General features: G+C 46.1%; 17 protein-coding genes. 4 read left to right on the plus strand and 13 right to left on the minus strand.

The annotated features are described in order from the left end of the window. Window positions 1-443 precede the first annotated feature (443 nt). Window positions 444-950: a YusW family protein gene (locus tag ACFQ1X_RS00420; protein WP_144840663.1), complete on the plus strand. Its 507-nt coding sequence runs from the start codon at window positions 444-446 to the stop codon at window positions 948-950. A 35-nt stretch (window positions 951-985) separates the two neighbouring features. Here the strand turns inward: ACFQ1X_RS00420 and ACFQ1X_RS00425 are convergent, their stop codons facing one another. The 3 genes from ACFQ1X_RS00425 to ACFQ1X_RS00435 form a co-directional block, all read right to left on the minus strand. Next, window positions 986-1,843, minus strand: coding sequence for a GNAT family N-acetyltransferase (locus tag ACFQ1X_RS00425; protein ID WP_144840662.1), 858 nt, complete (start codon window positions 1,841-1,843; stop codon window positions 986-988). A 108-nt stretch (window positions 1,844-1,951) separates the two neighbouring features. Continuing rightward, window positions 1,952-3,778: an ABC transporter ATP-binding protein gene (locus ACFQ1X_RS00430; protein WP_379080882.1), complete on the minus strand. Its 1,827-nt coding sequence runs from the start codon at window positions 3,776-3,778 to the stop codon at window positions 1,952-1,954. Beyond that, window positions 3,771-5,498 carry an ABC transporter ATP-binding protein gene (locus ACFQ1X_RS00435; protein ID WP_144840660.1) on the minus strand — a complete coding sequence of 576 codons (1,728 nt, stop codon included), beginning with the start codon at window positions 5,496-5,498 and terminating at the stop codon, window positions 3,771-3,773. The genes ACFQ1X_RS00430 and ACFQ1X_RS00435 overlap by 8 nt, the downstream gene beginning before the upstream one ends. 641 nt (window positions 5,499-6,139) lie before the next feature. Here ACFQ1X_RS00435 and ACFQ1X_RS00440 point away from each other — a divergent pair. Continuing rightward, the gene (locus ACFQ1X_RS00440) at window positions 6,140-8,164 is read left to right on the plus strand and encodes a sensor domain-containing protein (protein ID WP_144840659.1); all 2,025 of its coding nucleotides are present in this window, start codon (window positions 6,140-6,142) and stop codon (window positions 8,162-8,164) included. Between the two features lie 21 nt (window positions 8,165-8,185). Here the strand turns inward: ACFQ1X_RS00440 and ACFQ1X_RS00445 are convergent, their stop codons facing one another. The 5 genes from ACFQ1X_RS00445 to ACFQ1X_RS00465 form a co-directional block, all read right to left on the minus strand. Further along, window positions 8,186-8,653, minus strand: coding sequence for a threonine/serine exporter family protein (locus ACFQ1X_RS00445; RefSeq protein WP_144840658.1), 468 nt, complete (start codon window positions 8,651-8,653; stop codon window positions 8,186-8,188). 12 nt (window positions 8,654-8,665) lie between these two features. After that, window positions 8,666-9,421 carry a threonine/serine exporter family protein gene (locus tag ACFQ1X_RS00450; RefSeq protein WP_144840657.1) on the minus strand — a complete coding sequence of 252 codons (756 nt, stop codon included), beginning with the start codon at window positions 9,419-9,421 and terminating at the stop codon, window positions 8,666-8,668. A gap of 786 nt (window positions 9,422-10,207) precedes the next feature. Continuing rightward, window positions 10,208-11,347 carry a zinc-dependent alcohol dehydrogenase gene (locus ACFQ1X_RS00455; RefSeq protein ID WP_144840656.1) on the minus strand — a complete coding sequence of 380 codons (1,140 nt, stop codon included), beginning with the start codon at window positions 11,345-11,347 and terminating at the stop codon, window positions 10,208-10,210. A 101-nt stretch (window positions 11,348-11,448) separates the two neighbouring features. After that, window positions 11,449-13,596, minus strand: coding sequence for a beta-propeller domain-containing protein (locus tag ACFQ1X_RS00460; protein WP_144840655.1), 2,148 nt, complete (start codon window positions 13,594-13,596; stop codon window positions 11,449-11,451). A 68-nt stretch (window positions 13,597-13,664) separates the two neighbouring features. Further along, the gene (locus tag ACFQ1X_RS00465) at window positions 13,665-14,846 is read right to left on the minus strand and encodes an alanyl-tRNA editing protein (RefSeq protein ID WP_144840654.1); all 1,182 of its coding nucleotides are present in this window, start codon (window positions 14,844-14,846) and stop codon (window positions 13,665-13,667) included. 105 nt (window positions 14,847-14,951) lie between these two features. Here ACFQ1X_RS00465 and ACFQ1X_RS00470 point away from each other — a divergent pair, with 105 nt between their 5' ends. Further along, window positions 14,952-15,863 (plus strand): diacylglycerol/lipid kinase family protein, encoded by a 912-nt coding sequence (locus tag ACFQ1X_RS00470; RefSeq protein ID WP_144840653.1) that lies wholly within the window; start codon window positions 14,952-14,954, stop codon window positions 15,861-15,863. A gap of 98 nt (window positions 15,864-15,961) precedes the next feature. Here ACFQ1X_RS00470 and ACFQ1X_RS00475 read toward each other — a convergent pair whose 3' ends face one another. From ACFQ1X_RS00475 to ACFQ1X_RS00485, 3 genes are read right to left on the minus strand one after another with little or no spacing between them, the layout of a single operon-like run. After that, the gene (locus ACFQ1X_RS00475; protein ID WP_144840652.1) at window positions 15,962-17,155 is read right to left on the minus strand and encodes an acyl-CoA dehydrogenase family protein; all 1,194 of its coding nucleotides are present in this window, start codon (window positions 17,153-17,155) and stop codon (window positions 15,962-15,964) included. Between the two features lie 30 nt (window positions 17,156-17,185). Next, a complete protein-coding gene (locus ACFQ1X_RS00480) occupies window positions 17,186-18,349 on the minus strand; it encodes a saccharopine dehydrogenase family protein (RefSeq protein ID WP_144840651.1) in 1,164 nt (387 codons plus the stop codon). 20 nt (window positions 18,350-18,369) lie between these two features. Further along, entirely contained in the window at window positions 18,370-19,851 is a 1,482-nt protein-coding gene (locus tag ACFQ1X_RS00485; protein ID WP_144840650.1) for an aldehyde dehydrogenase family protein, read from the minus strand. 251 nt (window positions 19,852-20,102) lie between these two features. Between ACFQ1X_RS00485 and ACFQ1X_RS00490 the strand changes: the two genes are divergently transcribed. Beyond that, on the plus strand, window positions 20,103-20,969 hold the full coding sequence (locus tag ACFQ1X_RS00490) for a MerR family transcriptional regulator (RefSeq protein ID WP_144840649.1): 867 nt from the start codon (window positions 20,103-20,105) through the stop codon (window positions 20,967-20,969). Window positions 20,970-21,822: 853 nt separating this feature from the next. Here the strand turns inward: ACFQ1X_RS00490 and trhO are convergent. Together trhO and ACFQ1X_RS00500 are read right to left on the minus strand one after the other, a co-directional pair. After that, entirely contained in the window at window positions 21,823-22,785 is a 963-nt protein-coding gene (gene trhO / locus ACFQ1X_RS00495) for an oxygen-dependent tRNA uridine(34) hydroxylase TrhO (protein ID WP_144840648.1), read from the minus strand. A gap of 954 nt (window positions 22,786-23,739) precedes the next feature. Beyond that, window positions 23,740-24,690, minus strand: coding sequence for a 2-hydroxyacid dehydrogenase (locus ACFQ1X_RS00500; RefSeq protein WP_144840647.1), 951 nt, complete (start codon window positions 24,688-24,690; stop codon window positions 23,740-23,742). Between the last annotated feature and the right edge of the window lie 28 nt (window positions 24,691-24,718).

The following is a 24,718-nucleotide window of genomic DNA, read 5'->3' on the forward strand; positions in this document are numbered from 1 at the left end:
TGTTGTTGTGGTGACTACCATTATACAGGATTTGGGGAGGTGCTCTATTTTCATGCCGTTACACACCTAGAGCCGCAAGGTCTCGGAATTATGAAATTTACTCAAGTAAGTTGAATTAATTAATTGGCATAAATATAAACGCTTCGGCGCTTTGGACAAAGCTCCCGAAATAAGCCGAGAAGTGCACTCGTCTTATTTCTCCGCTCAGTCCTGAGGCGCGCCGGCGCTGAGAGAAGTCGCTAAAGATATGGAGCAAAACAGCGAAGAGTTGACCGAAGCCTGCGAGGGTAACTCTTTGCGACGAAGCAGTGCAGCGATGCAGGAGCACGGAGGTTTGAGTTAGTTCAGCGCGAGCCCCCAGGCAAGCAAGCTGTTTTGCGGAATATCGAGTCCTCCAGATTATTAGTTCGACTAAAATAAAGAATATTGAAAGGATGGGAAATATGATTAAAAAAAAATTTCCGATTGCAACAGGATTCCTATTGTCCTCTATTCTTATATTGGGTGCCTGCGGCGATGATGATCAGGTCACCAAACCGATTACGGAAGATGCCACCGAAACCAGTGACGGTACAGAAGGTGCCAATCCTGAAGGTGGTCTCGCCGAGGAAAATGTCGGCGGCGAAGTCTTTGGTTTCACAGATTTCGAACTGAATGTCGATTATGCTGACCAGGATGATGCATTAGAAATCTCCTATGAAGAAGACCGCGACTTGGTAAGGGCCGAATATGAAAACAAGTTGACCGATGAAAACCTTGAAGGCAATGAAGCCTTTGATAAAATCGAACAGTCGCTGGCTGAACTCGAGTTGACTGCAGATATGCCGGATGAGGAAGTCATCAGTAAAGTTACGGAAGTATTCAGCATCGAACCGGATTATGAGTCCATCGAGATTGAAGTGACCTATCCGGAGGGAACCGACAAAGATTATGAGGCTTCAGGAAATTGATCATCCAATTCGCCATCCGCTGCTGGATGGCTTTTTTATTTGAATTTTAATTGAGGTTTTTTCCAATACGCTACTGTATGCACCGGTTTAAAACCTGATTTCTGATAGACAGCCAAAGCATCATTTTCTGTTTCCACTTCCAGGACAACCCTTTTTTTCCCCTGCAGTGCAGCATAGTATCGGCACCATAACAGAAAAGCCTTACCGTAGCCCTGTCCCTGGTCAGCCGGATTTACGGCAAACGCAGTAATCCAAAGCTCTTTTCCCCCTTCATCCGCCAGCGCGGCGCTTGCCACCAGCTCCCCGTTTCGCTTCATCAGAAAAACGGCCCTGTCGCTGCTTTCTATATTATAATGGATAACCGGAATGATCTCCTCATCGAAAGCCGAAGACATAAGGCTTTCAAGCGCCTCCAGTTCCCCGTTATATGGAACAATAAGGGTTTCCTTCGGCAATGAAAAATCTTCCAGCGGTTCCGCTTCAAGCTCTATTTCCTTAAAATCCGGCTGATAGCCCAGACTCTCCATAAAACTTTTGGCGCTTTCTTCTTCAATAAAGGCTGCGACACCATTTACAGCCTGCCGCTGCTCAAAACCGTAATCCACACCACCAGCCAATGCTGAGCCGATAGTCAACCTCCTGAAACCGGGATGCACGAAAACAGACCATTCATAGGAATCCAGCCCGATGAGGTCCAGTGCCGCGGCAAAACCGAGCAGTTCATTTTCTTCCGTATATGCGAGCACGGCAAAACCTTTGGCGTCGAATTGGTCCCAACTGGAAGAGAATAAAGGCTTGCTGTAATCCTTATCGCCGAATTGCAAGAGTTCCTTCATATCCTGTATCGTGTCAGAATCCAGTGGAAACGACGCAATTGAAAGAGATATATCCATCTTTGCACCACCTGTCCTTTTTTTTATTTATCGTATCATACCCACAAAGGGAGTTGCCTGCTAATCAAAAAATTCCGAAGGATAATTGCCCATCCTTCGGAACCTCTGCTACAGTTTCGCGTCTGCCAGCATCGTGGCATATAAACCTTCTTTTTCCAATAGTTCCTGCTGCGTTCCGGATTCCACCAGTTTCCCCATTTCCATTACAAAAACCAGATCAGCCTGGCGCACTGTATTCAACCTGTGTGCGATGACGAAACTTGTTCTTCCGGCCATCAGCCGTTCGAGCGCTTCCTGAATTTTTAATTCGGTTACGGTATCGATGCTGCTGGTCGCTTCGTCAAGCAGCAGGATGACCGGGTCCGCAATCAACGCACGTGCAATTGACAGCAATTGTTTCTGCCCCTGGGAAATCATGGAGCCATCACCTTCAATTACCGTGTCATAGCCATTCGGCAACTTTTGGATAAAGTCATGTGCATTGGCTTTTTTCGCAGCTTCAATGACGTCTTCCTGCGTTGCATCGAGTTTGCCGTAGCGGATATTATCATATACCGAAGTTTCGAAAAGGAATGGATCCTGCAAAACAAAAGCGATCTGCTTGCGAAGCGTTTCCCGCGGCATCGAGGATATCGGGGTTCCATCAATCCGGATTTCGCCTTCATTGGCATCGTAGAATCTGGCCAGCAATTGCATGATTGTTGTCTTGCCTGCTCCCGTTGCACCAACTAACGCAGCGGTCTGCCCGATGCCTACGGAAAAGCTCAGGTCGCGGATGGTCCATTCCTCTTCAGCACCTTCATATTTAAAGGAAACATTTTCAAACTCAACTTCCCCGAAGAATTCCTTGTCAGCATTTTTCACAAGGTCATCTTTTTCTTCCGTTTCATCCATAATCGCAAAGACCCGCTCCGCTCCGGCGATAGCCGACAGGACTGTATTGAATTGATTGGCCAAATCGTTTAACGGCCGCGTGAATTGGCGGGAATACTCCGTAAAGATGACGATGACGCCGATCGAAACCGATCCGTTGAGTGCCAGTATACCCCCGACACCTGCGACAATGGCAAAACTGCCGTTATTCAGGAAGTTCATCACTTTCGGAATAAAACCTGCATATGTCCACGCCCAGAAACCGGCGCGGCGAAGTCGTTCACTTTTTACAAGAAATTCATCCATAACCCGTGGTTCCTGTGAGAATGCTTTGACAATCTTTTGACCCGAAATGGTTTCTTCAATCATGCCGTTCAAATCACCAACGGCCCTTTGCTGTTCTTTGTACAAACGCCCCGTCCGTTTTGTAATCCAACGAACCGACACATACATCAACGGAATGATGAAAAACGTCAGAAGGGTCAGCAACGGACTCAGGAGGAACATGACCACCGCTGTTCCTGTGAGCGTCAGTATACTCGAGAACACCTGGATGAATGAAGTGTTCAGCGTTGCCGAGACATTCTCCACATCATTTGTCATACGGCTCATCAATTCGCCGTGTTGACGCTTGTCGAAAAATGACACAGGAAGGTTCTGAAAGTGCTTGAACAACCCCGTGCGCATCCGGTAAATAACCTGCTGTGCGATTCCCACCATCCAGTAATTCTGCAAGTAAAGGGAAACGGAATGGCCGATATAAATCAGTACCAGCCACACGATGATGATTCCCATTCCCCCGAATTGTTCGGGAATGATGTATTGATCGATCAGCACTCTTCCGATCAGGTAGGGCCCGAGAAGAGCCAGGGCCGAACTGACGAACACGAGAGAGAGCACGACAATCAAAAGAAATCGTTGTTCATCCACCAGTTTCCAGATACGATGCAGCGTGGATTTCCAGTTTTGCGCACGTTCCGTTTTTTTGTCGGGATCTTTTTTCAGATCTTCTTTTTTGATGATCGGTTCATACCCGAAAGGGCGGCGAATGGCATCAAACATATTCGTCCACCTCCTCTTCCTGTTGCGACAACGCAATCTTTCTGTACAATTCGGAGCTCTCAAGAAGTTCTGCATGGGTGCCGTATGCCGAAATCTCCCCTTCTTCGAGCAGAAGGATATGGTCGGCCCGCATTGCTGTACGGATCTTTTGTGTAACAACTAACATCGTTGCTTGTTCCTGTTCCATTTCCTGCCACAGGGCAGCTTCCGTTTTCACATCCAACGCACTTGTGCTGTCATCCAAAATCAGAATCGAGGGTTTTCGGACGAGTGCCCGAGCGATGGAAAGCCGCTGCTTTTGCCCGCCCGACAAGTTGACCCCTTTTTGGCCGACACGCGTCAAATAGCCTTTCGGGAATCTCACTACTGTATCGTGAATCTGCGCTTTTATGGCTGCGTCGGAAAGTTCGTCCTGTTGCGCATGTTCTTTGCCCCAGGAGAGGTTATCTGTAATTGTTCCCGTAAATAACAGGGACTGCTGCGGCACTACACCGATTGTTTTGCGTAAAGCGCTCAGAGACCACTTTCTCACATCTCTTCCGTGAATCATCACTTTGCCGTCCGTAACATCATAAAATCTCGGGATCAATTGGAGCATTGAAGATTTGCCGGAACCTGTCGCTCCCATGATTGCCAGTTTTTCATCAGGCTTGATATGGAACGACAAATTTTTCAATACCGGGACAGAAGTCCCCGGATAAGTGAATGATACATTTTCAAAAACGACATCTCCCTGGCGCAAAACTTCCGCGTCCCCTTTGCCATCTTTTTCGCGAACATCTTCAGCAAGAAGAATTTCTTCTATCCTTTCAGATGACGCTTTCGAACGGGCAAAAGCCATTATGATGAATGAAAACATCGAGAATGCTCCGGTCATTCGCATGGCGTAATTGACAATCGCCACCAGCTCTCCAATTTGTGCATCCCCGCTTTGAATTTCAAACGCGCCGAACCACAAAACTGCCAGCAAAGATAAGTTCATGCCGAACAGCAGAATCGGCAGGATGATTTCCATGATCCTAAACGCTTTGACCGTGTCATTTTTCAGTGAGCCTGCTACTTCAGAAAAACGATTGGCTTCATACTTGCCGCGCAAATAAGCTTTGATCAAACGCACTGCCTGCAGATTTTCCTGCACCATCCGATTGACGCGATCAAGCCGCTGCTGCACAAAACTGAAATAGACGACGCCTTTTTTCACCATTATATAGAGGAAAGCCAATAGCACCGGAAAAACGATGACCAAATAAATCGCGAGTTTGGGATTGACCACAAATGCCATGATCATGCTCCCGATCACCAGTAAAGGCGCACGCAGCATTATGCGTAAACTCATGAACAGTATTTGCTGCACAAGCGTGACATCACTTGTCAATCTTGTGATCAGACCTGAAGCCGGGAATTTATTGAACATTGCCAGTGAAAATGACTGGATTTTCCCGTATACCGATTTCCGAAGATCAAATGAGAAGCTTTGGGATACGTGGGCGGCAAAATAGGAGTTGGCTACACCTGAAGCGAAAGCGACAATTGACAGACCCATCAGCAGCATACCGAGCTGGATGATTACATCTCTGTCCCCCGCCACAATTCCATCATCGATGATGCCTGCTATCACCAGAGGCTGGATCAATTCCACAAACAATTCCAGCAACATAAGGAATAATGCAATAGCGATATAAAATGTATATGGTTTAGCGTAGGAAAATACTGTCTTCAAAGAAATTGCCTCCTGAACATTTCGAAACTCGAATCATTATGTTGACTATTATTACACAATATTTTGTTAACGGGTAGTAATTTTATTTAATCTTCAAAACTGCTGTATATATATAATTCAATAATATATATTTCGTTTATCGCAATTCATAATTTATTTAGTTGCAATTTAGATTAGTCAGTATTAGAATACATCATTTCCTATTTTTTCATACAAGACGAATGTATGATAAATAAGTTGAACTAAAGCAATAGAATTTTATTTACCGATTCAATGCTAAGAGATATCTCCAGAGATATGGAGCAAAACAGCGAAGACGCCCAGGGGACCAAGCGAAGTGCTGAGATCCACTCGGACGAAGTGAAACGAGACCGAGTTAGCTCAGCGCGAGCCAAGAGTTGGCCGAAGGTAGTTCGGCCGAGTCTTTGCGACGAAGCTAGCGCAGCGATGCAGGAGCACGGGTTTTGGCAAGCGTAGCTGTTTTGCGGAATATCGGTTATTAAAAATCATTAGTTCAACTTATATTATTGACATTAAATGCATTTATTTTCTAAAATAAAACATGAATGTTTTGAAAAGGATGACGATATTCCATTTCTCCCCTATAATGAGAATAGACTTTGGAAAAGGAGCGTTATGGAATGAGTGAATTACAAGAATTGCTGGCTGATAATCTCGTTTTCAACCATATCCCTTTTCCCATAATCATTATGAACGAAAACGGCCAAACCGTTTGGTGCAGCCGCCACGCAGAAAGAGTTTTTCAAATCGACTCGGAATCCATCACAGGACAGAAATGTTCTTACATGAATCCCGAAAAAGCTGCTCTATATAAGTGTTCATGGGAAAAGATAGTAAACAGCAAAGATCCGGTACGTCTTGAGGATGTTGAAGTGGAACTTGGTGATGGCACTTTGGCTTATACTACCGTTGTCACGAAGGTCTTCCGTTCAGAAAAGGAAAAGTTTATACTTACAATTTTTGAAATGGATGAAGCCCAGATGGCTGATTCACCTGCTCGGGAACTCGAAAGTTTGCGAAGCGGTCTGGATGATTCGTTCATGATGCTTTATTTTGATGAGGAATTTTTAATTACATATGCCAATCCCTTATTTTTGAAATTAAGCAGATGGACGCCGAAACGCATCCTCGGCAAACCTATTTGGCAAATGTTCGTTGACTCCGAAGAAACCCATCAGATTATCGAAGATATGATGGCGACTTTGAAAAACGGCGTAGTGTGGAATGGTGAAGCCAAGAAAGTGAAGAAGGACGGCGAATTTTATTGGGTTGATCTGACAGCAATTCCAATGGAACTTGCCGGCGTTGAAACTTATTACATATTTTTGGAGAAAGATATCACAGAAGCAAAAGAAACCCAGCATCACTTGGAAGAAATCGCTTTTATCGATTCTGTCACAGGTTTGGAAAATCGCCACCGCCTCGAGCAGGTGGTCAATGAGTACATCGAAGAACGAAAGCATTTCTCTTTCGTGTTTTTTGATATCGATCATTTTTATACCTTGCGCGATGTATCCAATATCGATACAGAAAAAGAATTGCTGATTGAATTTACGAAGAGGCTCCGTATGTACTTTTCTGATTCTCTGATAACCAGAACTGGCCTGCATGAGTTCGCCTTGGTCACTCCTTTGAGCCAATGGTTTATAGAAGGTTTCCTTTCTTACCTTCAACAGCACCCTATTTATATCCAGGGCACTGCGATTCCATTGACTGTGAGTGGAGCTGTAACGCGATATCCGGAAGACCAGCAAACATTCGTTCATCTGATGAAAGCTTCAAATGCCACAATCAAAAAGATAAAAGAGCGTGGTGGCAGTGCCATATCGGCATTGACAGCAGATGATCATGGACGCCTCAACCGGAAAGCCCTTATCGAACGCCGCCTGATTCACGCACTGGACAAGAAAAATCTCGAGGTGCTTTATCAGCCTCAGGTCAATCTGAAGACGGGTAATATTGAACGCGTCGAGGCGCTGGTCCGCTGGCAGGATACAGAAGCTGGCATTGTCACACCTGATGAACTTATACCGATTGCCGAAGAAAATGGCATGATCCATGAAATAGGAAAGTTTGTCATCGAAACCGTCTGCCGCCAGTTGAACGACTGGAATTCGCGTGACATTTCGATGAATGTCAGCATTAATTCCTCGATACGGGAATTCCGTGACAAAGATATGGCGAGGCTGTTCATGGAACATTTAACCATTAATGGCTGCGATGCCAATCGACTGACTGTGGAAATAACGGAGAAATTTGCTTTGGAAGCGGAAGCCGAGCATTCGATTGTCCGCCAGATGAAGCAACTGCATCAAAAAGGGATTTCTTTCTCGCTCGACGATTTTGGAACGGGTTATGCTTCATTCCGTTATATGTTGTTATTGCCGATTTCCAGCTTAAAAATTGATAAGGATATCATCCAGTCGATTACCCAGCAGGAAAAGATGCAAAAGCTGATCAACGGCATGATTCAATTCGGCAAGTCCCTGGATCTGCAGGTAGTTGCAGAAGGCGTTGAAACGAAAGAGCAATTTGAATTGCTTAGAGCTATGGATTGCGACAGCATCCAAGGATATATAACTGGCCGTCCGATGACAGCAGCAGAACTCGAATCCTGGATGAAACAAACTTCCATAAATCAATAAAAAAATCGGTGTGCCGCGGATTCAACTCCGTGACATACCGATTTTCTTTTGCATTCTTTTCGCCTGCTGCTTGAAAACCATTTGCATCAGAACTTCCGCAAATACAAGCCCCATTGCAATGGCACCTGATATCATCAGGGCATCAGCAGCGAAAGAGATGGCTTCCAAATAATTATTTTCGACAATATTGCGCATCGAATTATAGGCGCGGCTTCCCGGAACAAGAGGAATGATGCCAGCGATACTGAAAACGATCATAGGCATCTTAAACTTTTTGGCAAGAATATGGGCAACCAATGCAACCACAAATGCTCCCGCAAAAGTTGCCTGAACCGAATCATCGAAAGCGAGGAAATACATCCGGTAAATGAGCCAGCCGCTCATCCCTACCAATCCACAACTGACCAGTGTCCTGCGTGGAGTATTGAAAACGACGCCAAAAGCGCCTGCAGCCATAAAACTAAGTAAGGCTTCCAATGGCAAGTTCATCCAATTCCCCCTCTAAAATGAAAGTACAAGTGCAATTCCCGCACCGATTGCGAAAGCTGTCAGAAACGCTTCCGCCCCTTTGGACAAACCTGATACGAAATGTCCAGCCATAAGGTCTCTTACTGCATTCGTTATCAATAAGCCCGGCACTAGCGGCATGACAGATCCAATAATAATCGTGTCCAAATCCTGCCCCAACCCTGCATAAATTACAAGGGAGGCAAGTGACCCAATTACCAGCGCTCCTACGAATTCCGCAAAAAACTTAACTCTGGTTGTTTCCAGGAGTTTTTCTATTATATAAAAAGCAGTTCCTCCGATCAGGAATGCAAAAGGCAAATCTTCCCAGCCTCCGCCAAGCAAAATCAGAAAACAGCCACTTGCCACTGCGGCTGCCAACACCTGAATTTGTATCGGAAAAAAATAATCTGTCTGGTCAATAATCTGCATTTCTTCATATGCCTGCTGCAGCGTCAGCTCTCCGGCTACCATTCTTCTTGATACCGCATTCACTAAAGCCACTTTCTCCAAATCCGTGCGCCGACTGTTGATCCGGACAAATCTTGTTGCCAGCTCATTGCTCGGAGAAAACATTATGCCAGCCGGCGTTATAAAACAATGGGAATCCATCATTTTCTGGGAAACGGCCATGCGGATCATCGTGTCTTCGATTCGATATGTTTCTGCTCCGCTTTCCATCATAATTTTTCCGGCCAAAAGAAAGCAATCCAATGCCAATTCTCTTCTAGTTTCACCAGCCTGATTCACACAGATTCCCACCTTTCACTTTACACATGCCATTAATGATACAACACGTGAGTAAATAAAGAAAAGCGAAAGCGCCCGTTTAGCTCTGACGGGCATAAGGCAGACCAGCGAAGTGGCGTTCTTTGCCACGCAGCTTGGTTGACTTATGACCCGAAGAGCTGGGCCGCTGGAGTCTGGACAGAGAAAAGCGAAAGCGCCCGTTTGGCATTGCCATCTCTTCGGCTTGTTGAAAAAGAAACATTAAAACCGATATTCCGCAAAACAGCTCCGCTTGCCTGGGGGCTCGTGCTGAGCTAACTCGGTCTCATTTCACTTCGTCCGAGTGGATCTCAGCACTTCGCTTGGTCCCCTGGGCGTCTTCGCTGTTTTGCTCCATATCTCAAGTCACTTTCAACCAAGGAATACATGTTTAAGTATGTTGTAAGTGGAAAAGAGAACACTTCCATTCTGTAAACAGAACAGAATAAAGCAGCAGGCGATGAAAATAAATGTCTCGAGCGGGTGCAGAGACAGAAGCAAAAGTGGTTTGAGAATCTGATGAACTGGCAGTCATTGTCACTTAGCTGAACTGGCTTATGAACCGCAGAGCTGGGCGCTGGAGTCTGGACAGAGAAAAGCGAAAGCGCCCGTTTAGCCCCGACAAGCGCTGGAAGCCTTGCCGGTAATGGCGTTCTTTGCCATTGACGGAAAGGCTGAAGCGACTCGAGGGGCTGGGCGCTGGAGTCTGGACAAAAATTAAAACGCTCCGCCAAAGCGGAGCGTTCAAATTACATCAAAGTCTCTTCGTTAAGGTTTTAATACTACTTTTGTGCAGTCATCTGTGTGATCATTGAAAATTTGATAAGCAGTGCTTGCCTGTTCCATCGGCATGACATGTGAAATGATTTCACGTGGATCCAATTCTCCGCTGTTGATCATTTCAAATATTCTCGGCATCAGATGGACAACCGGCGCCTGCCCCATTTTCATCGTCACGTTGCGTTCGAAGATATTACCAAGCGGGAACATGTTATAAGTCAGGCCGTAAACACCGGTCAATTGGATGACACCGAATTTACTGACCGCATCTTTTGCTATATCGATGGCACTCAATGTTCCACCCTGCAATTTCAGTTTTTGCTGAACTGCCTCCGCGGGGGATTTCTTGCCATCCATGCCAACGCAGTCGATGACCACACGTGCCCCTCCTTTGGTAAGATCGTGGATAAATGCTCCGGTATTGTCGTGTTGGCTGAAGTCGACAATTTCCACATTATTTATTCTTTTTGCCATTTCCATGCGGTAAGGAAGTTCATCAACCGCAATTACGCGTGCCGCTCCTTTCAGCCACGCGAATTTCTGTGCCATCAAACCTACAGGTCCACATCCGAGAACAACTACTGTATCCCCTTCTTTTACCCCTGAATGCTCTACGCTCCAATAAGCCGTGGGCAGCACATCTGAGAGGAACAGGACCGATTCATCTTCCAACTCTGAGGATTCCGGAATGAGGAATGGCAAGAAATTTCCATATGGCACTCGTAAATATTCCGCCTGGCCACCCGGATAATTTCCGTAACGTTCCGTAAATCCGAAATAACCACCTGTGTCGAAATGTGGATTACTGTTGGAGTTGTCACATTGACTTTCCATATCATGTTCGCAAAAGAAACATTGACCACAGCTGACATTGAAAGGAATGACGACACGGTCTCCTTTTTTCACCTTCGTTACATCCGAACCTACTTCTTCGACAATTCCCATTGGTTCGTGTCCGATGACATAGCCTTTATGCGTCGGCAATGCACCTTGATAAATATGCAAGTCTGAACCGCAAATGGCAGTAGAAGTGATTTTCACAATAATGTCGTCCTTTTTCTGGATCTCCGGGTCTTTAACATTTTTAACTTGAATATCTTTCACACCTTGAAAAGTAACACCTTTCATGCATTATCCCTCCAGTGAATTTTCAGAATACTTTAGTTCTTCCCTTTTCTGTCAATTTAAAAACGTGCCAGGATAAATTTCCTGGCACGTTTTTATTGTCTTCAATATTCAATACTGTCGAGAATTTCAAATGTCTCCAAATCATAGCTCTTTATCTCACTGTTGGCTATGGTATACAAGGAGTCTCCGATATAAATGATGCGCTGGATGCTGCTGTGCCAATCCTCATATTGGCCGGAACTTTCCTTAACAAGGTTCGCTCTCTCTTCAATACCTTCCGGAGTAATGGAATAAATCATTGCCCCTTCTCCTTCAAACTCGATATATTCACCATTCGTTTCCTGGTAGAGAGCGACAGGGAAACCGAACAGATTTTTCTCCTGATGTGTAAACAATGCTTTGTGATCATATTGTAAAGCTGAACTCGTTCCTTGCCCTCCGATTACTTCAATATCTTTTTCAACCGGATTTTCAAAATCACTGACATCAAATAATGAAATCTTCATCCCGCCGGTAACAACCCGGGCTTCGCCTTCTTTTCCAGCCACCAGCTTTGTATCAGAACCGAAGCCGATAAGATGGTCTTCACCTAAAGGATGCAAATAATTTGAAAATCCTGGTATCTTCAATTCTCCCAGCACTTCCGGGGAAGAAGGGGTGGAGACATCGATAACAAACAGCGGATCTGTTTCCTTGAATGTCACCATATACGCTTTGTCTCCTAAAAAGCGGGCTGAATAGATTCTCTCGCCTTGGGCTAAATCTTCAACAGAACCCACTTGTTCCATCCCGCCGTCAAGGATGAACAGATGGTTTTTTGATGGGGCAGCCTCATCCCATGCAAACCCTTCAGTGGTGGCTATACGGAAATAGCCATTGTACTCATCCATTGAAAATTGGTTCAGCAAGGCCCCCTTCACTTCATTTGAAGCCATGTAATTAATGTCTGTCCCTTCCAAAGCAAATTTGAATATTTCCGTATTCGCCGATTGGGGAATCCATATATCCATGGAGACATTTTCATCCACTTCCCTGTCATCCATCGGCACATAAGCGGCTGCAGTCAGGTAAAGATTTTCCTTTGTCATATAAAGCTGTTCGCTGCCACCGAGAAACCCTTCTGTCGACAAGTCATTTTCTTCCGGGTTGCTCAGGTCGATTGCAGATACAATGCTGTAGCTGCCTTCCATCGTTCCCGGAAGAATGGATATTCGGTCATACGGCAAGGTTGAAAATTCTTTTCCATCATTCGAATCAAATGTTCTTGGCCGAAGTTCGATGTCATCACTTTCTTCCATCATCCAGATGTTCGGATACACATTCGTTACGTAATAAAGAATGTTTTCAGTGAGCCTTGCCCCATTCAAGTCTCCTTCCGTTCCAAGTTTCCGAAGAAATTGAGGGGATGCCGGATCACTGATGTCGTAAAAGAATACACTGGTCATTGATATATGTTGAGTTTCTTCCATACCGACTTTCGCTTCCATTGGCGCCATGCTGTACTGGCTGCCCATCACCACTAATGTATCTCCGGACAGGAACAGTTGCCGCGCATACATTTCAGGTTCAAGCAGTATTTCCGCTCCCTCTTTTAAGTCACCGGGATTTCTGGCGTCTGTAATGAGCACTCGCGAATCACTGATGGAATAAATATAGGAGCCGTCTGTTTTCACCATATCCGCTTCATCGACCCCCTCCACCTGATTATTGGTGGAAGAATGGTTGCCGCTTTCCCCGGATGAGGCAGTATCACTCGACGCGGATTCTTCACCCGACATACCATCACCTTCACCAAAAGCTCCGTAGCGTTCGTTGCTCTTCTGCAATTCAAGCAATTGCTTGAAATAGGATTTTAAATCTTCTTCGCTTGAAAGTGCAGTAATTTCTTCCTGAACGGTAAAAGGCACTCGGTTGTTAGTAAGGCTTTTTAACATTTTGCCTTTGATGGCCGAATTTTCCACATGCAGGATGTATTCTCCTGTGGATATTTCTGGAATTTCTAACGTTTTGCCATTTTCGAGCAATGTCATTTCAACATCCACCGGTTCTTCTTCCGCATCCGTCAGATAGATATACCCTTTTTCGATCGCATCCGGATGAAGCTCAGAAGAAAAATTGGCTTTCCATCCTTGCTCCGCTAACGCAATGGAAGACGCACTTATAGATACTTTATCAATCATAAAGGCAAAGCCGATTCCAATAGCTGCAATAATCGCGGCCGCAACCAGCCATAAACTTCTTTTCTTCATGAGTTGCCCACATCCTTTCTGCCTGCTTTTACTTATTAGACAGCCATGTTACAGGAAAGTTACAGAATTTATGTAATTTCTTTAATTAATTCCTGAAAGGAAATTGTATAGATTTCCGAATTTCCGTTTCCAGAAACGCTGCCCTGTGAGATATTTTCTGTGCCTCCGACACTGCCCCCATCGCTTTTAAGGATTTTTTCTAATACCTGTTTCATATCTCCCGGTGAGTTTTTGCTTTTCGCACAGACAAAGCGCAGATGCAATTCTTCCGGAACCATGAACAGCACGTAAAGAGCAGGACATTTTTGAGTCTTCAATTGCGCTAATTGCTGAACTTCCTTAACCGGTCGACCCTCGAAACTTTTAATAAGCATATTATTTTCCGGCTGCAGACTGTCCGCTTCCAACTCGAGCAATCGAGCACCAACTTTTTTGAGCTGTTTCTCTTTATCTTTCCTGTCAATCAACATGGCAGTGGCCGCTTCCGGCAATTGGGCTGCCGGCGCATTTAAACTTTTTGTCAATTGGTCCGTGACGGATTGAAGCAGATCAAAATGATTCAACGCCCGATTTCCGCACAGAAAATAGATCCGAGTAGCACCTTTCGCTTTTTCCATACGAATGATTTTGACCAAGCCAAGTTCCGCTGTATTTCGAAGGTGAGTGCCCCCGCAGGCATTGATGTCTATATCCGCTATTTTCACAAGCCGGATATCTCCTTCCACTGCCGGTTTTTTTCGCAACGGCAGCCCTGCAGCCTGCTCTTGCGTCACCCATTCCGTTTCAATCGGAATTTGCCGCTGGACGAAGAAGTTCACCTGCTCCTCCACTCTTTTTATCTGGTCGGGTTGAATACCCGGAACATCCAGGTCGATGGAAACCCGCTCCGTGCCCAGGTGAAAACTTTTTGTCGTCATACCAAATTCTTTTTCAAAAACCGCACTTAATAAATGCTGGCCGGTATGTTGCTGCATATGGTCGAAGCGCCGCTCCCAATCGACAACTGCCAAATATTCCGCTTCTTCCAGCGGCCGTGATGTATAATGGCGGATTTCACCGTCAACTGTTTGTACATCCAGGACTTCCGCCTCTCCAATAACACCCCTGTCTGCCGGCTGCCCGCCGCCTTCAGGGTAAAAACAGCTGCGGTCGAGGACAACATAGTTCCCTTTGTCATCTGCACCATGTTCAATTACATTGGCAGTGGCTTCTTTGACTGCAGTATCGTTGTAATAAATTTTTTCTGTCATCGCTTCAATCTCCTCGCCTATTTTACATTAGTATCATTCACCTTAGTTTACGGGTAAGCTCTCAGTGGAATTGTAGTTATAAGATAAAACTTAGGAGGTAGCACCGTGCCAAAATTTTCACATTCTATATTATTGTATAACGGACAGGCAGGAGCGTCCACGGCAGACTCCGTTATTGCAATGGCAGCGCCAGTTATAGCTGCTGTTTCAAAAAAACTGGAGCTCATTCAGACAAACAGCCCGGAAGAATTGATGGAGGTGTGCAGAAATTTACCTGCCGATATCGATGCATTATTTGTGGCAGGTGGGGATGGTACGATCCACGACGCTGTTCAGGCATTATCCGATGTGGATTCCCCTCCCGCACTGGGTATAATTCCGAGCGGCACATGCAACGACTTCGCTCGAACGCTTGAAATTCCAATGGACTTGACGCTGGCGGCCGAAGCTCTTGCCAAAGGCACAATAACAGATATCGATGCTGCCAGTATAAACGGCAATTTTTACCTTAACTTTGCCGGCATTGGAATCATTACGGATGCATCAACAAATATTGACCCCTTATTGAAGGAACGATATGGGAAATTGAGCTATTTTATGAGCGGACTCCAATCACTGCGGCAAATTCAACCCTTTCCGATTCATCTCACAGTCGATGGAGTTGAGCATGAAGAAAGTGGCGTGCTGGCACTCGTCATGAATGGAAAATCAATCGGAACCCACGCTTTCCCAATGGATTCCATTGATCCGACAGACGGTCTTCTCGATGTTTTTATCGTTCAGACTTCTTCAATTGCAGCTATTTTAGAATGGTTTTCGTTATCCAAACCGGATTCCCCTGTAGAAGAGATGGCCCACATCCGCCATTACCAGGGCAATCGCATCAGCATAGCGACCGATTCTCCGATGGATATCGACACGGACGGGGAGATTTATCTAAAAACGCCGGCAGATATAGAAGTCCTGCCGAAAAAACTGAAAATGTTCATTCCAAGTCCAGCTGAATTTAAAGATTAATGACACTAAGAAAAACGGTAGTCTGAACAGAAGAAAAAGCCTTGAAGTAACTGTCTTCAAGGCTTTCTTATTTAATCGTTTGCCTGAGCAAAGGAGTTTCATTCTTCAAATGGCCATTGGGGGAGCATTTTGTTCAAGCTCTTGTCTTCCCTCAGTCCCAATACATACTCCGCCTGCATGATGGTGTGGATTTCACGGGTTCCTTCATATATAACCGGCGCCTTTGAATTCCGCAAAAAACGGGCAACCGGATAGTCATCCGAATAACCGTACGCACCGTGGATTTGCACAGCATCGTCCGCCGCCTGGTTTGCAAAATCACATGCCTGCCATTTCGCCAGAGAAGTCTCCCGAGTATTTCGGATACCCTGATTTTTTAATTCGCCTGCACGATATACCAATAACCGGCTCATCTGATATCCCGCTTCCATCTTGGCGATCATTTGCTGCACCAACTGATGTTCCCCGATAAATTTTCCAAATGTTGAACGTGTATGGCAATAGCGGACACTTTCCTCAATACAGGCGCTCATTAATCCGCACGCACCCGCGGCAACTGTAAATCGGCCATTATCGAGTGACGCCATCGCAATTTTAAAGCCTTCGCCTTCTTCTCCCAGCCTGTTTCCGACAGGAATGCGGACATCTTCAAAAAACAATTCCCCGGTATTGCCCGCGCGGATGCCATATTTTCCTTTGATCGCTTTGGATGAAAATCCTTCACGGTCGCGTTCAACGATAAAAGCGCTGATGCCCTGATGTTTTTTCGATTTATCGGTATAGGCAAATACGATAAAATGATCAGCCGAATCGCACAGGGATATCCAGGTTTTTTGGCCGTTTAATATATACTCTTCGCCTTCCCGGACCGCAGTACTTGCAAGCGCGGCTACATCAGAACCCGCTCCCGGTTCGGTCAATCCGAATGCTCCGATTTTTTCTCCCTTGGCCTGCGGCAATAAAAACTTCTGTTTCTGTTCTTCCGTGCCCCATTGAAGAATAGTCATCGAATTTAATCCGGTATGAACGGACACCGCTGTCCGAAAGGTTGTATCCCCCCTTTCCAACTCTTCACAGACGATGGCAAGAGAATTATAATCCATACCGCTTCCGCCATATTTCTCCGGAATGCAGACCCCCATCAAACCAATTTCTGCCAGCCGCTTCCATATTACAGGATCAAAACTGCCTTTGTTGTCCCATTCAGCAATGTGGGGAATGATTTCATTGTCCACAAATTGCCTTACCGTTTTTCTTAATAGCGTTTGCTCTTCGGAAAAGCTGAAATTCATCACAGTAACCTCCTGATACGGGATTTTTACTTAATGGATTACGATGCGCTCCATGGTTTCTTGTATGTTGACTCCCCGCCTCGCCATTTCCCTGATATAGTCATCGCCCGGCACAATGAGCTCTGGCGGATAAGATCCCCTTTTGTCTATGACGCCATTTCCGATCATCTGTGCCACCACGGAAATGGTGAATGCCGTAGCCCTTGCCATTGCGGTCACTCCCGACTGCGGATCTTTTTTTGTTACCATATTATAGGAAATAACAATTTCCTCTCCACCTTTTGTGCCCGTAACATGAATCCTTAGAACAACTGCATCTACTTTATTTTCAAGTTCCGTAATGGGTGTCAAAACTTCCCGCAGCACATCACGTGTTTTGATATTCCGCCCTTCGATATTGACTGTTTTGTCACGATCCGTAAATCCGAGATCGACGAGCAGTTGAAATTTGTCTGCATGACCTTTGTATCTGAGCGTTTTATACTCTAAATTATCAATATCGCTGAATGTTTCCGTCAATGTCGAAGTGCCGCCGGATGTGTGGAAAGCCTCCAGTTCCCCAAACTCTTCAAACTGCACGTGCTCAATCTCCGACAAAGAAGGAACTTCGAGCAGTTTTCCGTTTCGAAGGACATGTGACGGATCGGTATAATGATCAAAAACACCATCCAATGAAAATACGTGATTGTATTGGAGAGGTGGTTCAGGATGGACAGGAATACCGCCGACCAGGATTTTAATGTCATTGACGCGGTCCAGCTTTCCAGCACCATGGCCAGTCAGAATATTGATCATTCCGGGGGCGACGCCAAGATCCGGAATCAGTGTCACTCCTTTTTTTTCGGCTTTTTCATGAAGATCCAGCACCGCATCCGTTGCGCCACCGATGTGCCCGCCAAGATCTACAGCGTGGACGCCGCAATCGACCGCTATTTCTGCAACTTTTACATTAAAGGTATAAAACAGCGCGTTAATTACCACATCAGCTTTTGATATGACGGATCTCAAAGATCGATCGTCGTTTGCATCGAGATAGACCACTTTCAGCTTTTCGCTATTCAATTCCCGTTTGAAAGTTTCTGCTTTATCGATATTTACATCTGCCAAATAGACATATTCCACCGCGTCGTTTTGAATAAGGTCAGCTGCCGCCTGCTTGCCCATCAATCCCGCACCCAATACTGCAAATTTCATATTCGCCGTCCCCTTCCTCTTTAAATTTCATTATCGATCTGGGCGCGCTGCAATTTACCGCTGAAATCAACGTAAACCGATTTCCATTCTGTAAAGACATCGAGCGCCGCTACTCCGGAATCCCGGTGACCGTTGCCGGTACCTTTGGTGCCGCCAAAAGGCAAATGTATCTCTGCTCCGGTCGTTCCGGCATTAATATAGACGATTCCCGTATCCAGGTCCCGCTGCGCTGCAAAAGCCCGGTTTACATCACGCGTGTAAATCGAGCTCGACAATCCATAAATCACCCCGTTATTCACTTCAATCGCCGCATCAAAACTGTCGACTTCGATAATGGAAATTACGGGACCAAAAATTTCTTCCTGTGCAATCCGCATGGAAGCTTCCACATCCGTAAACAATGTCGGTGCGTAATAGTTACCTTTATCGTAAATGCCGCCGGTCAGGATTTCACCGCCTGCAAGAAGTGAAGCGCCTTCCTCTTTCCCAATTTCGATGTAACCGTGTATTTTCTCAAGCGCTTTCTTATTGATGACCGGGCCGATTTTGATGGATTCGTCAATTCCGTCGCCAATCGTCAAACCACGCATTTTTTCCAGCAGCCTGTTCTGTAGTTCTTCTTTCACATCTTTATGGACTATGACGCGGCTGCAGGCAGTGCAGCGTTGGCCGGCGGTTCCGAAGGCGCTCCATAATATGCCTTCCACAGCCAAATCCAAATCCGCATCTTCCATAACAATCACGGCGTTTTTTCCGCCCATTTCAAGTGAAACTTTTTTAAGGTTGCGGCCGCCTGCCTCTGCCACTTTCCTGCCGGTTTCTGTGGAACCGGTAAATGAAATCACTTTGATATCAGGATGTTCAATCATTGCCGTTCCCACTTCCGAACCTGCACCGAACACGATATTGGCCACCCCTTCCGGCAGACCGGCTTCCTCAAATATGCGACCCATTTCATAAGCCATCATCGGCGTCTCGGTTGCCGGCTTCCAGATAAATGTGTTGCCTGCCACGATAGCGGGAAACGACTTCCAGGTAGCAATTGCCACAGGAAAATTCCACGGAGTAATCAAACCGACAACGCCAATAGGCGACCGGATGCTCATGGCAAATTTATCCGCCAGCTCCGAGGGGGTCGTCTCACCGAACAGCCGCCGCCCTTCGCCCGCCATATAAAAAGCCATGTCGATGCCTTCCTGTACTTCGCCCCGCCCTTCTTCTATCACTTTGCCCATCTCTTTTGTCAAAACTTGTGCCAGCTGTTCTTTTCTTTCTTTCATGATCCGTCCGATTTCATATAAATAGGAAGCACGTTTCGGCGCCGGAACTTTCGCCCATAATTTCTGTGCCGCTTTAGCTGCCGCCGCAGCTTCGTCCACGTCCCCGGTAGACGACATTTGAACTCTCGCCAATTCTTCTCCGGTCGCGGGATTTATAACAGCAGTGAACTTCGCGCCATCCGATTGTTGCCATTTACCATTCACAAAATTCGTTAATTTCATATCTCTTTCCTCCTTCGTATGTGCCGCCCTATTAAAGAAAGCGCTTTCACATCCATTATTTCACATCTCCATTTAAAATAACAGACAAATCAGAAAATAACATGTTTCTATCTTCATTCGTCCCTATATTTCTTTGTTCTTAATAAACAAGAAATCCCCGTGCTGAAAGTAGCAATTTATTGAAGAAAGTTTAAAAGGTATTGACACTTACGGAACGTCATAGTCTAATCAAATGGAAGAGGTGATAAATTATGTACAAAGTACAGGAAGTAGCAACAATAGCAGGAGTCAGTGTCCGCACACTCCATCATTACGACAGCATCGGTTTGATGAAACCCTCGAATATAGGATCCAACCGGTACCGTTATTATAATGACGATGATTTGAAACTGCTCCAGCACATCTTATTTTTGAAGGAAGTCGGTTTTTCGCTCAAAAAGATCCAGGAATTGGTGGCGGAAGGCTTTGATGCCACATTTGCTCTGACTCAACACACAGCATTATTGCGCAAGAAAAAAGAACGCATTGAGAAATTGATCGAGAATGCTGAGCAGACTCAGCTGGAATATGCAGGCGTCAGGGAATTGTCAAATGAGGAACGCTTTGCTGCGTTCAGCATCAAGAAAAAAGACGACAATATTAAAATGTATTTGGACGCTCCAGTACAAGAGACTGCCGACAGCCCGGAAAATGTCACTGAAGAATTTATTGAAGAAGAAGAAATTCTTGAAGAAGTGAACTTCACAGAACCGGAACCTGTTGTTGAAGAGGAAGAGGTTGACAACTCGAACACTTCAACTGCCACGGCAACCGAAAAACCGGAGAAAGAAGAAGAGGACCTGGAGGAAATTAATCGGGAAGGAGACCGGATTTACAACGCCGTGTCCAGTCTGATGCATCTTCCACCGGAATCACCGGAAGTCCAAATCGAAATGAAAGCTTATTATAATTTGCTGGATCGCTTTTATAATTGCTCACCGAAGATGTTCCGCGGACTTGGGGATCTTTACGCCAATGATAGCCGATTCGCCAGAAACATTGACCGCCATGGAGCTGGCTTAGCCAAATATTTACGTGAAGCGATGTACATATTCGCTGACGGTCTTGCAGATGCTTGAACTCGTCGGCCCATGCGTGAATTGCGGGAAGGACATCTTTTGCCGTGACGGCTTTCTCGAAGGAGTCTACGTGGAAGGTGAAATTGTCTGTTTCAACTGCGCAGAGGAAGAATCATGAACATTTTGCAGAAATGAATAACATTAAAAAAGCTGCCCTATTGGGGCAGCTTTTTAAACTTTTTGAGTAAGAAATATGAAAACCGATATTGCGCAAAACAGCTTCGAAGGCAGTATCCGACGCCTGCGAGGATATTGCCTTTGCGACGAAGTGCGTAGCACTGCAGGAGCACAATTTTAAGGCTGCTCCTGTCTCTGCATCGCTACGCTAGCTTCGAGACATGAAAAACCGTTGCATCGCTGCGCTAGCTTCGTCGCAAAGACTCGGCCGAACTACCTTCGGCCAACCCTTGGCTCGCGTTGAGCTAACTCAGGACTTCGTCCGAGTGGATCTTGCACTTCGTCGGCATTCGCCTGCTCCCCTGGGCGTCTGCGCTGTTTTGCTCCATATCTCAGCTCTTTTTCTATAAAGGAATAGACGTTTAAATGTGTTGTATGTGAGAAGGTGAACACTTGCATTATCAGAACAGAATGAAGCGGCAGGCGGCGACTCCATCGGGAACCAGAGCTAGTCCTGAGACCCCGCAGGGAAGGTTTGACCGAACACCATTCGGTCGAACCTTTGCGACGAAGCGTGGAACGCTGCAGGAGCATCGGTTTTTCGAAGCGAGCGAGGAGGCTCAGGCAGCTCCCCGAGGAAAGCGTCCGCCTAGAGCGCAATGATTGGAGAAGTGGACAGTTTCTCGACAGCCTAAAAAAAGCTGCCTTATTGGGGCAGCTTTTTTCAACTTTCCAATTAAACTTCTGTAGTCTGTTTTAACGCATCGAGCCTCGCCTGCACTTCCGGGCCAGTCAAACCGTGTTCAAATGCGTAGCGGTTGCGCGGATGTTCGCGGCATTCATCAGAACATGAACGCATATATTTATGCTCATTTTCTTCCGTGCTGAGAATTTTCTTATTGCAGTCAGGGTTTGCACAGTTAACATAGCGTTCGCAAGGTTCACCTGTGAAATGATCTTTGCCGACAACGACGTGTTCGACCTGATTGACCGGCACCGCGATACGCTCATCAAAAACGTAAAGTTGGCCATCCCACAGCTCCCCCTTCACTTCAGGGTCTTTTCCGTAAGTGGCGATTCCGCCGTGCAATTGGGCAACGTCTTCGAACCCTTCTCTTTTCAGCCAGCCCGAGAATTTTTCACAGCGGATTCCCCCTGTGCAATAAGTCAAAATTTGCTTGCCTTCGAACATTTCTTTATTTTCCTGGACCCATTCCGGCAGATCTCGGAAGTTTTCAATATCCGGACGGACTGCTCCCCGGAAATGGCCAAGGTCATATTCATAGTCATTGCGTGCATCAAGCACGATTGTATTCTGGTCCTGCATACGTTTATAAAATTCAGCTGGCTCCAGATAGGTTCCAGTCAATTCATTCGGATTGATATCTTCTTCAAGTCCCAGATGGACAATTTCTTTTTTCGCGCGGACGTGCATCTTTTTGAACGCATGCCCTTCAGCTGCATCGATTTTAAAGACGATATCCGAAAAACGCTCATCGCTTTTCATCATCTCCATGTAAGCTTCTGTCTGTTCAAGTGTTCCTGAGCAAGTTCCATTGATTCCTTCATGGGAAACCAGAATGCGCCCTTTCAATTCGAGTTCCTTGCAGGCCGCCAAATGTTCAGCTGCAAACGTTTCCGGATCCTCGATCGGTGAATATAAATAATATAGTAAAACGTTGTGTGTATGATTTTGCATGAATCATACCCCCTATTCTTCAATTTGCCTTTGAGTCAAATAAACTTCAAAAACCTCAATCATTTTACAATAAATCACAGTAATATTCAACTTACGAAAAGCGACAGCGCCCGTTAAGCTCTGAAAGGCATAAGACGATTTGGCGAAGCGGCGTGTTTTCAGCCGCACAGCCAAAGTGGCTTATGACCCGAAGAGCTGGGCCGCTGGAGTCTGGACAGAGAAAAGCGACAGCGCCCGTTAAGCTCTGAAAGGCATAAGACGATTTGGCGAAGCGGCGTGTTTTCAGCCGCACAGCCAAAGTGGCTTATGACCCGAAGAGCTGGGCCGCTGGAGTCTGGACAGAGAAAAGCGACAGCGCCCGTTAAGCTCTGAAAGGCATAAGACGATTTGGCGAAGCGGCGTGTTTTCAGCCGCACAGCCAAAGTGGCTTATGACCCGAAGAGCTGGGCCGCTGGAGTCTGGACAGAGAAAAGCGACAGCGCCCGTTAAGCTCTGAAAGGCATAAGACGATTTGGCGAAGCGGCGTGTTTTCAGCCGCACAGCCAAAGTGGCTTATGACCCGAAGAGCTGGGCCGCTGGAGTCTGGACAGAGAAAAGCGACAGCGCCCGTTAAGCTCTGAAAGGCATAAGACGATTTGGCGAAGCGGCGTGTTTTCAGCCGCACAGCCAAAGTGGCTTATGACCCGAAGAGCTGGGCCGCTGGAGTCTGGACAGAGAAAAGCGACAGCGCCCGTTAAGCTCTGAAAGGCATAAGACGATTTGGCGAAGCGGCGTGTTTTCAGCCGCACAGCCAAAGTGGCTTATGACCCGAAGAGCTGGGCCGCTGGAGTCTGGACAGAGAAAAGCGACAGCGCCCGTTAAGCTCTGAAGTCTACGCAAAACCTAAAAACAGCCGCAGAGGCAGCTATTTTAGGCACGGCAGATTAAATAAATATCCACCTTAACATTTATTCCTCAGCAAACCCTATTTTTTACAGGTTTCCCAGAAAGACATGCAGAAATCGCTTCCGCATTCAATTTCATCATTTCCAGCCTTGTCCGGATACCGGCGCTTCCGATATGAGGCAGCACCGTCAGATTTTCGAGTTCAAGAAGTTTGTTGTCGAGAGGCAATGGCTCCTGTTCAAAAACATCCAAACCGGCAGCCCATATCTGATTTGTTTTCAACGCTTCATATAATGCTTCTTCATCAACTATGCCGCCCCTGGAGGCATTGATGAGACATGCTGTGTTTTTCATCAATCCCAGCTCACGCTTCCCGATCATTCCTCTGGTTTCTTCTGTCAAAGGCGTAAAAATCATTACAAAGTCGGACTGCGCCAGTAAGTCATCGAGTTCAGCATAATTTACATCCTCAAGGCTTCTGCGGGTCCGGTTATGGTATATGACGTTCATGTCAAAACCTTGCGCCCTTCTGCAGACGGCTTCGCCGATACGGCCCATGCCAATAATGCCCAGAGTTGCACCATAGACATCCTGGCCCGTCATGCCCATCGGCGTCCAGGATTTCCATTCACCTGATCGCACAGTTTTTTCGGCTTGTACCAGACGCCTCGCGGTTGCTAAAAGCAAAGCAAATGCAAGATCTGCAGTTGTTTGGGTCAGCACTTCCGGCGTATTGGTCACAGCGATTTTGTGTTTCCTTGCTGCATCCAGATCAATATTATTATAGCCCACCGCCAAATTGGAGATGATTTTCAAGTTCTCAGCCGTTTCAATTAATTCACTGTCAATCTGATCTGAAAGCATCGTCCACAATGCCGATGCACTTTTGGCTTCTTCAAGCAGTACTTCGCGAGGCACAGGCTGTTCTTCTTCCTGCCACATCCGCACCTCATAAGTATCTTCCAGGCTCTTGACCGCCTCATCGGGCAATTTCCGGGTAATGTAAATAATCGGCTTCATAAAACATCCTCCAATCCAATTGTCTAAT

The sequence above is a fragment of the Metaplanococcus flavidus genome, assembly GCF_042675885.1.
Classification (GTDB): Bacteria; Bacillota; Bacilli; order Bacillales_A; family Planococcaceae; genus Planococcus; species Planococcus flavidus.

Coding starts and splice junctions, on each gene's coding strand:
- ACFQ1X_RS00430 (WP_379080882.1), bottom strand. CDS start 3,778: ATGTTTGATGCCATTCGCCGCCCTTTCGGGTATGAACCGATCATCAAA.
- ACFQ1X_RS00490 (WP_144840649.1), top strand. CDS start 20,103: ATGTACAAAGTACAGGAAGTAGCAACAATAGCAGGAGTCAGTGTCCGC.
- ACFQ1X_RS00440 (WP_144840659.1), top strand. CDS start 6,140: ATGAGTGAATTACAAGAATTGCTGGCTGATAATCTCGTTTTCAACCAT.
- ACFQ1X_RS00455 (WP_144840656.1), bottom strand. CDS start 11,347: ATGAAAGGTGTTACTTTTCAAGGTGTGAAAGATATTCAAGTTAAAAAT.
- trhO (WP_144840648.1), bottom strand. CDS start 22,785: ATGCAAAATCATACACACAACGTTTTACTATATTATTTATATTCACCG.
- ACFQ1X_RS00480 (WP_144840651.1), bottom strand. CDS start 18,349: ATGAAATTTGCAGTATTGGGTGCGGGATTGATGGGCAAGCAGGCGGCA.
- ACFQ1X_RS00445 (WP_144840658.1), bottom strand. CDS start 8,653: ATGAACTTGCCATTGGAAGCCTTACTTAGTTTTATGGCTGCAGGCGCT.
- ACFQ1X_RS00425 (WP_144840662.1), bottom strand. CDS start 1,843: ATGGATATATCTCTTTCAATTGCGTCGTTTCCACTGGATTCTGACACG.
- ACFQ1X_RS00500 (WP_144840647.1), bottom strand. CDS start 24,690: ATGAAGCCGATTATTTACATTACCCGGAAATTGCCCGATGAGGCGGTC.
- ACFQ1X_RS00460 (WP_144840655.1), bottom strand. CDS start 13,596: ATGAAGAAAAGAAGTTTATGGCTGGTTGCGGCCGCGATTATTGCAGCT.
- ACFQ1X_RS00485 (WP_144840650.1), bottom strand. CDS start 19,851: ATGAAATTAACGAATTTTGTGAATGGTAAATGGCAACAATCGGATGGC.
- ACFQ1X_RS00465 (WP_144840654.1), bottom strand. CDS start 14,846: ATGACAGAAAAAATTTATTACAACGATACTGCAGTCAAAGAAGCCACT.
- ACFQ1X_RS00475 (WP_144840652.1), bottom strand. CDS start 17,155: ATGAATTTCAGCTTTTCCGAAGAGCAAACGCTATTAAGAAAAACGGTA.
- ACFQ1X_RS00420 (WP_144840663.1), top strand. CDS start 444: ATGATTAAAAAAAAATTTCCGATTGCAACAGGATTCCTATTGTCCTCT.